Source organism: Halonotius terrestris, from assembly GCF_006861665.1.
GTDB classification, from domain to species: domain Archaea; phylum Halobacteriota; class Halobacteria; order Halobacteriales; family Haloferacaceae; genus Halonotius; species Halonotius terrestris.
Map to the genome: position 1 here is coordinate 112,847 of NZ_RKLU01000004.1, position 9,319 is coordinate 122,165.

The 9,319-nt window shown below is 62.6% G+C and carries 6 protein-coding genes and 4 pseudogenes (2 of these 10 cut by a window edge); 6 read left to right on the forward strand and 4 right to left on the reverse strand.

What is annotated here, in order from left to right:
- Positions 1–2,765: pseudogene (gene gltB, locus EGH24_RS10135) on the reverse strand (glutamate synthase large subunit); it reaches 1,783 nt to the left of the window's first position.
- A gap of 231 nt (positions 2,766–2,996) precedes the next feature.
- Positions 2,997–4,460, reverse strand: a complete 1,464-nt coding sequence (proS, locus tag EGH24_RS10140) for a proline--tRNA ligase (RefSeq protein WP_142980032.1) — start codon at positions 4,458–4,460, stop codon at positions 2,997–2,999.
- A 112-nt stretch (positions 4,461–4,572) separates the two neighbouring features.
- On the opposite strand from proS, the gene EGH24_RS10145 reads away from it, so the two are divergent.
- Together EGH24_RS10145 and EGH24_RS10150 are read left to right on the forward strand one after the other, a co-directional pair.
- Complete coding sequence (locus EGH24_RS10145) at positions 4,573–5,310, forward strand: SHOCT domain-containing protein (protein WP_142980033.1); 738 nt, start codon at positions 4,573–4,575, stop codon at positions 5,308–5,310.
- A 77-nt stretch (positions 5,311–5,387) separates the two neighbouring features.
- Entirely contained in the window at positions 5,388–5,582 is a 195-nt protein-coding gene (locus EGH24_RS10150; protein ID WP_142980034.1) for a cold-shock protein, read from the forward strand.
- A gap of 196 nt (positions 5,583–5,778) precedes the next feature.
- Here the strand turns inward: EGH24_RS10150 and EGH24_RS10155 are convergent, their stop codons facing one another.
- Positions 5,779–6,285, reverse strand: coding sequence for a macro domain-containing protein (locus EGH24_RS10155; RefSeq protein WP_142980035.1), 507 nt, complete (start codon positions 6,283–6,285; stop codon positions 5,779–5,781).
- Positions 6,286–6,401: 116 nt separating this feature from the next.
- Between EGH24_RS10155 and EGH24_RS10160 the strand changes: the two are divergent.
- Positions 6,402–7,394: pseudogene (locus tag EGH24_RS10160) on the forward strand (VOC family protein).
- Here EGH24_RS10160 and EGH24_RS10165 read toward each other — a convergent pair.
- Positions 7,395–7,880 carry a hypothetical protein gene (locus tag EGH24_RS10165; protein WP_142980036.1) on the reverse strand — a complete coding sequence of 162 codons (486 nt, stop codon included), beginning with the start codon at positions 7,878–7,880 and terminating at the stop codon, positions 7,395–7,397.
- A gap of 272 nt (positions 7,881–8,152) precedes the next feature.
- Between EGH24_RS10165 and EGH24_RS10170 the strand changes: the two are divergent.
- The 3 genes and pseudogenes from EGH24_RS10170 to EGH24_RS10180 form a co-directional block, all read left to right on the forward strand.
- A pseudogene (locus EGH24_RS10170) lies at positions 8,153–8,428 on the forward strand (DUF7342 family protein).
- A 1-nt stretch (position 8,429) separates the two neighbouring features.
- Entirely contained in the window at positions 8,430–8,729 is a 300-nt protein-coding gene (locus tag EGH24_RS10175; RefSeq protein ID WP_142980037.1) for a hypothetical protein, read from the forward strand.
- A 211-nt stretch (positions 8,730–8,940) separates the two neighbouring features.
- Positions 8,941–9,319: pseudogene (locus EGH24_RS10180) on the forward strand (beta-CASP ribonuclease aCPSF1) (it continues 1,547 nt past the right edge of the window).

Genomic DNA, 9,319 nt, shown 5'->3' on the forward strand with positions numbered 1-9,319 from the left:
CACTCCTTTTCGGTGTCGAACCGNTCNGGCGGNTCGCCNCCNTCGCCGGTGTTGGATTTCCCGCCGAGGCGGTTCATGGCGATGGAGTTGGTCTCGTGGGCCTCCGGCGAGAGGCTTCCCAAACTCATTGCGGCCGTCGAGAAGTGCTCGACGATCTCGTGGACCGGCTGGACCTCCTCGATATCGACGGGGTCGCGGTCGGGATCGAATTCGAGCAGGCCGCGCAAGGTCTGGAGGTTCTCGTTTTGGTCGTTGATCAGCTCGGCGAACTCCAGATACCGCTCGTAATCGCCGCTACGGACCGCCTGCTGGAGCGTGCCGACCGTCTCGGGGTTCCACTGGTGATAGATCCCCGAGGAGCGGTGTTCGTACTCGCCTTGGGTTTCGAGTTCGGGGTCGGCACCGAAGCCGACGGCGTGTCGCGTCCGCAGGTCGTCTTCGAGCACGTCGAGACCGATCCCCTCCGTCCGGATTTCGGTTCCCTCGAAGTACTCGTCGATGAGGTCGGAACTGAGGCCGACAGCCTCGAAGATCTGCGCGCCCTGGTAGGATTCGACCGTCGAGATCCCCATCTTCGCCATGATCTTCAGCAGGCCGTGTTCGAGGGCGTGCATGTAGCCGTCGATGGCTTCCTCCTCGTCCGCGCCGTCGGGGCCAGCGCAGAGGTCGGAGATCGTCTGGTAGGCGAGGTAGGGGTTGACCGCGCCCGCGCCGTAGCCGACCAGCGTGGCGAGGTGGTGGACTTCGCGTGGGTCGCCCGATTCGACGACGAGGCCAACGTCGGTCCGCAGCCCGTGGCGGACGAGGTCGTGGTGGACGCCGCCCGTTGCCAGCAGGCTCGGGATCGGAATCCGGTCACCGTTCGTCCCGCGGTCCGACAGGACGATGATATCCGCGCCGTCGTCGATGGCGTCGCGGGCGTCCTCGCGGAGCCGCTCGATGGCGGTTTCGAGATCGAGTTCCGGATCGTACGTCATATCGAGCGTGGCGGTCTCGAAGCCGTCCTCGTCGCGGTCGAGGTTCTTGATCGTCGCCGTCTTTTCGTCCGAGAGGACGGGCGACTCAAGGACGAGCTGGTGGGCGTGTTCCGGCGACTCGNNNANCAGGTTCCGCTGNTTGCCGAGCCGCGNCTNNANNNNGGTGACNAGCTCCTCGCGGATGTAGTCGAGCGGCGGGTTCGACACCTGCGCGAACAGCTGCTTGAAGTAGGAGAACAGCGGCCGGTTGAACTCGGAGAGCACGGACAGCGGCGTGTCGTCACCCATCGAGCCGACNGGGTCNTTCCCNTNGNTGGCCATCGGCTCAAGCAGGTGGGTGAGCTGGTCTTGGGTGTAACCGAAGGCAGCTTGCTGGGCGCGTAGCGAGTCAACGTCGCCGTGTGGTTCGAGGCTGTCGCCGGCGATGTCGTCGAGTTCCTGTTGGTGCTCGTCGACCCACTCGCCGTACTTGTCGTCGGTGAGCTCGTCGAAGACCTCGGCGTCAGGCGTGACTTCGCCCTTCTCGGGATCGGCGACGAAAATCTGGCCGGGCTGGAGCCGACCGCGCTCTTTGATCTCGCTGGGGTCGGTCTCGATCGCACCGACCTCGCTGGCGGCGATCAGTTGGTTGTCCTCGGTGATGTCGTACCGGCAGGGGCGCAGCCCGTTGCGGTCGAGGACGGCGGCGATCTTGTCGCCGTCGGTCGCGGCGACGAGCGCGGGACCGTCCCACGGCTCGATCAGGCTGGCGTGGTAATCGTAGAAGTCCTTGCGGTCGGCATCCATCGAGTCGTCTTTCTCGTGGGCCTCCGGGATGAGCATCCGGAGGATGTGCGGGAGCTCACGATCCGAATGCATCAACAGCTCGATGGCGTTGTCGACGCTGGCCGTGTCGGACTGGCCGGCCTCGGTGACGGGCTTGAGCGTCTCCATGTCGTCGCCGAAGTCCTCGTGTTCGAGCCGGGATTCACGGGCCCGCATCCAGTTGATGTTGCCACGGATNGTGTTGANCTCGCCGTTGTGGATGATNNNNCGGTACGGGTGGGCGAGATGCCACGCGCCNAGCGTGTTCGTCGAGAANCGGGCATGAACNANCGNGANCGTCGTNNNCAGCCGCTCATCCGTGAGATCCGGATAGTAGTTTTCGAGCTGTTCGCCCTTGAGGAGACCCTTGTAGACGAGGGTCTTCCGGTGGAGCGAGCAGACGTAGAACCGTTCCGCGCCGTCGACGTCCTCGGCGGCGGCTTCGATCTCGCGGCGAGCGAGGAACAGCCCGCGGTCGAAGGCGTCGGCAGCCATCGATGAACTCGGCGTGACGAACGCCTGCCAGACGGCTGGCTCGGAGTCGAGGGCAGTTTTGCCGAGTTCGCTGTTGTCGGTCGGCACCTCACGCCAGTGGAAGACATCGAGGTCGTACTCGGCGAGGGTTTCCTCGAACAGTTCGACGAGCTGTTCTCTAACGCCGTCGTCCTGTGGCATGAAGATCGAGCCGACGGCGTACGTTTCCGGCAGATCGCCGACGACGGCTTCGAAGAACTCGTCGGGTCGCTGAATCATGATGCCGGCCCCGTCGCCCGTGGCTTCCTCAGCCCCGGTGGTGCCGCGATGTTCGAGGTTACAGAGCAGATCGATCCCGTCGGCAACAACGCTGTGGGACGCACCGCCATCCAGATCTACGACGGCCCCAACGCCGCAGTTGGATCGGTTGTCGGTCGGGTCCGCGAGCCCGACCGTGTCGTCATGCGCGTCGTCCGGCCGCGCATGGGAATCATTGTGTGACTTGGCCATACCGGACAGAGCAATCGCCCAAATAAATGCCTACTGATGGAGAGATAAGGGTTCCTTAGCCACACATTAGGAGAAATTAGGATGTTAATACTCAAGAAACATATCAAAGTCATCGAGAATTCACCGACGAAACGGCGTTTCAGTATTTTCTCGATAATCGGCCGGGTTCGCAGACTAGCCGATCAGGATGGTAAACATCGTCACCAATTTGGGCAAATACTGTCGATATCCTCAATAGTTCTTTGCGAAGTACGCGGTCTGGGTCGCCGGATCATCACAGATCGCACACGTCTCGTCGTCGCCGACGCTCTCCTCGTCGTCGAACGGGCACATCACGATCTCGGCGGCCAGCGGTTCCTTGATCGGGGCCTCACACTCCTCGTCGCCACACCACGGAGCCTTGACGTAGCCGCCGTGTTGGCCGAGCGTGCCCAAGATTTCCTCACGGGAGTCGGCCTCGCGGACGCTATCTTCGAGGTTTTCTTCGGCGGCCGCGTAGAGTTTGGCATAGACTTCGTCGAAGTGCTCTTGGATCGTCTCGCCGATATCGTCGCGGTCGGCCGTCGTTGACTCGCCGTCGGGGCGGTGGATGATGGTCACCTCGTCGTCCTCGACNTCGTGNGGNCCGANCTCGATGCGGANNGGNNNNCCCTTCAGCTCCCACTCGTTGAANTTGAAGCCGGGGTTGCGCTCGTCGCGGTCGTCGAGNNCGNNNCGNACGCCGCTGTCGGCGAGGTCGTCGGCGACCTCGTCAGCGTAGTCGAGCACGTCGTCTTTCGTATCTTCCTGCCAGATCGGAACGACAACGACCTGTTCGGGTGCGATCGTCGGCGGGAGGACGAGCCCCTGATCGTCGGAGTGCGTCATGATGAGCGCGCCGAGCGCGCGCCACGAGAGGCCCCACGAGGTCGTATGCGCGGGCTGGGTCTCCTCGTCCTCATCGGAGAAGGTGATATCGAACGCCTCAGCGAAGGAGGTGCCGAGGTGGTGGCTGGTGCCGGCCTGCACCGATTTTCCGTCCGGCATCAGGGCTTCGACTGTCGTTGTCTTGTGTGCACCCGGGAACTTGTCGTGATCCGGTTTTTGGCCCTTCAGGACCGGAATCGCAAGCAGATCCTCGTAGAGCTCAGCGTACTGNTCGAGNCGNGTCATCGTNTCNTCCCACGCCTCNTCGNGNGTCTCGTGGGCNGTGTGGCCCTCCTGCCAGAGGAACTCCTTNGTGCGGAAGAACGGCTTCGTNTCNGTNGCNTCCCANCGNACNACNGANCACCACTGNTTNANCCGCAGCGGGAGGTCGCGGTGGCTGCGGACCCACTGGGCCATGTAGGGCGCGATGATCGACTCGCTGGTCGGCCGGACGGCGAGGCGTTCGTCGAGTTCNTCGNGGCCGCCGTGGGTGACCCACGCNACNTCNGGGTCGAANCCNTCGACGATGTCTTTCTCCCGTTCGAGATAGCTCTCGGGGATGAACAGCGGGAAGTAGGCGTTCTGGACGCCCGTGGCCTTGAATTTGCCATCGAGTTCCTGCTGGATCGCCTCCCAGAGGGCGTAGCCACGCGGGCGCGTGACGATGAACCCGCTCATGCCGTCGGGGCCGTAGTTCGCAAGGCCGGCCTTCTTGACGACCTCGGCGTACCACTCGCCCGTGTTGTGCTGTTTGCTCTCAGTAATTCCGAGATCTTGCTCGCTACTCATTGCCGGCACTCCGCAACCGGGACAAATAAACGCAGTGTGTTTCGAATCAGCCCGCTTCCGCCACCACAGCCGCGGCGACAACCTTCTTGCGCCGGCAACCGTAGCTGCTGTCATGAGCGCCTCGGATGGCCGCACCGACGCGGACGACGAGACCCACTCGACGAGTGCCACGGCGGGGGCATCGACCGCGCTGCTGGTCGGTGGCGGGCTCCTTGTCGTCCTCACTGTGTTGCTCGTCATTCTCTCGATAGCCCCCTCGGGCGGCATGGGTGGTGGGATGATGGGTGGCGGGATGATGGGCGGTGGAATGGGCGGCCCGTGGCTCTGGCTGCTCGCAACCGTCCTCCCGCTCTCGATTCTTACTGTTGTCGGCTACGCACTCTGGCAGTCAACACAGGCGTCGACACCGCAAGCGACCGAGCCGGAATCGACAGCCGATCCACTGGAGATACTCGAAACGCGCTATCTCGACGACGAAATCGATCTCGCGGAGTACGAAACGCGGCTCGGTCACCTCTTCGGTATCGACGCCGACGGCGATAGCCATCCACGGGTCAGCCGGCTGGCGATCCGGTACGCCCGCGGTGAGATCGACCGCGAGACGCTTACAGCCCGGCTCGACCGGCTCCAATCGGCGGACGCCTCAGTCGGTGCGGTCGACACCGAAACGGTCGTCCAGAGCGCGGCCGCCCTTGACCGACAGGACACCCACAGCGCGACCACTCGGGACAACGAGCAGTCGACCGCAACAGAGCGGCTGCGCCAGCGATACGCCGACGGCGGGGTGAGCCACGAGGAGTACAAACAGCGGCTCAGGACGCTTCGGGAGACCGCGAGCGAGGAAACGTAACCAAAAATCGCCGCAACGGTCGTGGTACCACGACTCTCGCAAGGGTTATCCCCCGGTGACCTGTACGTTTGATTGCAATGGCACACGGCAAAGTTGATTTCTTCAACGACACTGGCGGCTACGGATTTATCGACACGGATGATGCTGACGACGACGTTTTCTTCCACATGGAGGATGTCGGCGGCGAGGATCTCAAAGAAGGCGAGGAGATCGACTTCGATATCGAACAGTCCCCGAAAGGCCCGCGCGCGACCAACGTCGTTCGCAACTAACTACAGTCCTCGCCTCACGGCGATACTGCAATTTTCGTTCTTTTCACCCGCTGAGTCGATTCGCTCGGCAACCACACTCAAACGACATATCTAGCAGCCACAGCCCTGGCGGACTGAAAGGGCGAGCCGCGGGAGTCGATAGCGTCGAGGGCTTTCTATATGTTGTCGCAGCCATCACCAACAATGACCGAATCGACTAGTCCCGAATCGTATCAGCGACCGACTGCAACGACTCATACTCGGAATCCGAGTAGGCGATCACACGCACGTCAGTCAGAGACGACGACTCATAGTCAGCGATCACCGAACAGATCAGTTCCGCGCCGCGCTCGAAGTCGAAGCCGGCGACGCCAGTACCGAGAACCGGAAACACAATCGACTCACAACCTAACTCATCAGCATTTGCCAAAGCGTTCTGCGTCGCATCCTGGATACTCACCGTCGTCGCCTGCCCATCGCCGTAGTGTGGCATCGCTGCCGCGTGAATCACGTATTCGGCATCGAGATCATAGGCGTCGGTGACGGCGACTTCGCCGAGGTCGACCGGGCCGTTCGCCATCGCCTCGGCGTTGATGTCGCCGCCCGCGCCGCGGCGGAGCGCGCCGGCGACGCCGCTGCCCATCTCGAGGCTTGTTCCCGCCGCGTTGATCAGCGCGTCGGCCTGCTGGGCGGCGATATCACCCTGGATGACAGTGAAATTCATAGCCGGCAGTATGCGGGCCGACCTGTAGATTCTTACTCCGCAGCGACAACCCAGTCTGAACCCGGTAACCCCCGTGTCAGCGCGAAGTCAAGTACCTCCAGCACGTACATCGGGCAATGAGCGACGCACCACCAACCCCCGGCATCCACCACGTCACCTGCATCGCAGGCGATCCCCAGCAGAACATGGACTTCTGGGTCGAAACGCTCGGCCTCCGCCTCGTCAAGCGGTCGGTCAACCAAGACGATCCAACGACCTACCACTTCTTTTTCGCTGACGCCGAAGGGACGCCCGGCACCAGTATGACCTTCTTCCCGTGGGAGAACCTCCGCCAAGGCAAGGTCGGTTCCGGCCAGGTCTCCCGGACCGCCTTCCGCGTGCCCGAGGACAGCCTCGATTTCTGGGANGANCGNTTCGACGACNNCGGNGTCGACTACGANGACCGNNTNGAGCGGTTCGGNGANACNGTGCTCCCGTTCCGCGCGCCGGACGGCCTCCCGGTCGAACTCGTCGCCGTCGAGATACCGGACGACGACCCGACGGTGCCGTGGACCGCGTTCGTCCCCGAGGAGGCGGCGATCCGCGGCTTCCACTCCGTGACGCTGTGGCTGGCCGACCCANANCGNACNGAGGANNTNCTGCGNACNATGGGCNTCGANGANNCCGGCACTGAGGAGTCACCGGGCGATACACCTGGGGATGAACGCACGCGCTTCGAGGCGACCGGCACCGTCGGCCAGTACGTCGACGTATTGCCAACAATCGAGGGGGCGCGGCAGGGCCACGGCACCGTCCACCACGTCGCCTTCCAGACGCCGAGCGACGAGGACCAGATGGCGATGCGGAAAGCCGTCTCCTCTCACGGCGTTCGCCCGACNCAGCAGATCGACCGCCACTGGTTCCGGTCGGTGTACTTCCGNGANCNNNNCGGCNTNCTGTTCGAACTCGCNACNAGCGGGCCGGGCTACACCAGCGACGAACCGCTCGATGAACTCGGCGAGAAACTGGTCCTGCCCGGGGAGTTCGAGAACCAACGCGGCCAGATCGAGGCTGGCTTGACCGACGTGACGATTCCCCGCGCTGAGTCGGTTGACGCCGACGCGGACTAGCTACGTATCGACGCCGAACGGACTCTCTCCCTCACGCCAGTCCCAGCCCGGCAACCGCGTCTGAAACCCCGCTGCCAACGCGGCGTCGAGGTCGTCGGCTCCAGCCGCCTCATCGGCATCGCCGTGGGTGTGAATATCCGCGAAGTGGAACGTCGCCTGCGCGAGTACTGAGAGCGGTTGCCCGCCGGCGATCGTCGCCGCGAGCTGCCGCCCGAGTACTTCGTCAACGACGAAGCCCGGATAGTCGGCCTCGACATCGAGAGTTCGGAGAAGTGCGACGTAGCCGGCGACATTGACCGCGACCTCGCCGTCAGCGAACACGCGATCAACTTCGTGTTGGTAGGTGGACGCGCTCACGCTGTCGACGTCGGTGTCGAACAGTTCCCCGAGTCGTTCGCGTGTCTCGTTGATGATCGGTACCACCACATCGCCACGACGGCGAACCCAGTCGTGTTCGTCGGCGACGCGGTCGGGAGTAAGCTTCATACCCGGATCTCTCACGGAAGCGGTTTCGCTTTTGTGGGCGGGGATCGATCTCGCTGGCGACAACGACTGTGACGCACGGAAACTGAACGGAGTTTGCCCACTTTTTGAAAAACCTCCTTTGGGCGGGAGGGATACGCTATCTATGGTGTCGTCGACGACGCGGAACCACTGTCGGTCCCAATCGTCGCCACCGGACGATCAGTATGGAACAGCACTCCCAACCCGGATGTCGAAACGGCTTTGAGACTCCCTCTGTCACAACGACATATCGTATGGAGAAGGCCCTGTGGTACCTCTTTGCCGGGAGCCGTGGCGGAGTCAACAGGGTCCGCATCGTCCGGAAACTCACCGATCGCCCGCAGAACGCCAACGAACTCGCCGAGGAACTGGACGTTGACTACAACACGGTCACACACCATTTAGACATGTTACAGGAGCACGACGTCGTCGAGNCNNGCGNCNACGACTACGGNNANCTCTACTTCCTGACCGACCGGTTCGAACGCCACAGCGAGACCTTCGAACGGATCGCCGCGGAGGTGGAGTGAGATGGTGATGGGTGTCCCGACGGCCGCCGCGATGGCCGTCACCGGGGTCAACAGCGTCCTGTTGGCCGTGTTAGTCGTCGTCTGGGTTCGGAACTACCGACAGTTCCGCACCCCGATGGTGCTTGGGCTGCTCGGCTTCAGCAGTGTCCTCCTCATCGAGAACCTGATCGCCATCTACTTTTTCTCCAGCAGTATGCGGAGCCTCTACAGCATGGATCCGCTGGCGGGACAGGTCGTCTTCGGGATGCGGCTGCTGGAGTTGGTAGCGATCAGTTTCCTCAGCTACGCGACGCTGAAGTAGGCTGTATGCGTTTGCGAAGGGTTTTATAACACGAATCGTCTACTTCGATATAAGCGGGTTTTCACTGTCTGTTCCCGCATTCGCAGCTAGCAGACCGTCATTCAGTATGTCCCATCTCGACCGGCACGACCGTACGGCACTTCGACCAGCGGAGTGCAGTCTGTCGCAGGTCGGTCGGCAGGACGGCGACCACTGCAGGTTTCCTTGACGTATGAGCTCAGTAGATAAGCAACTCGACGACTTGAAAGCGGAGATCGACGAAGAAGTTCCACCCGATATTACCGTCTCGGATGTGAAATACGAGGGCCCGGAGCTGGTGATCTACACGCCACACCCCAAGCAGTTCGCGGAGGACGGCGACCTCGTCCGCAACCTCGCCAGCAAGCTCCGAAAGCGGATCACCGTCCGTCCCGACCCGGAAGCACTCTCGAACCCGACGAGTGCGAAATCCAAAATCCAATCCGTCATTCCCGAGGACGCCGGCGTCACCGATCTCGATTTCCACGAGGATACCGGCGAAGTCGTTATCGAGGCCGAAAAGCCCGGGATGGTGATCGGTCGCCACGGGTCGACGCTNCGNGAGATCACNC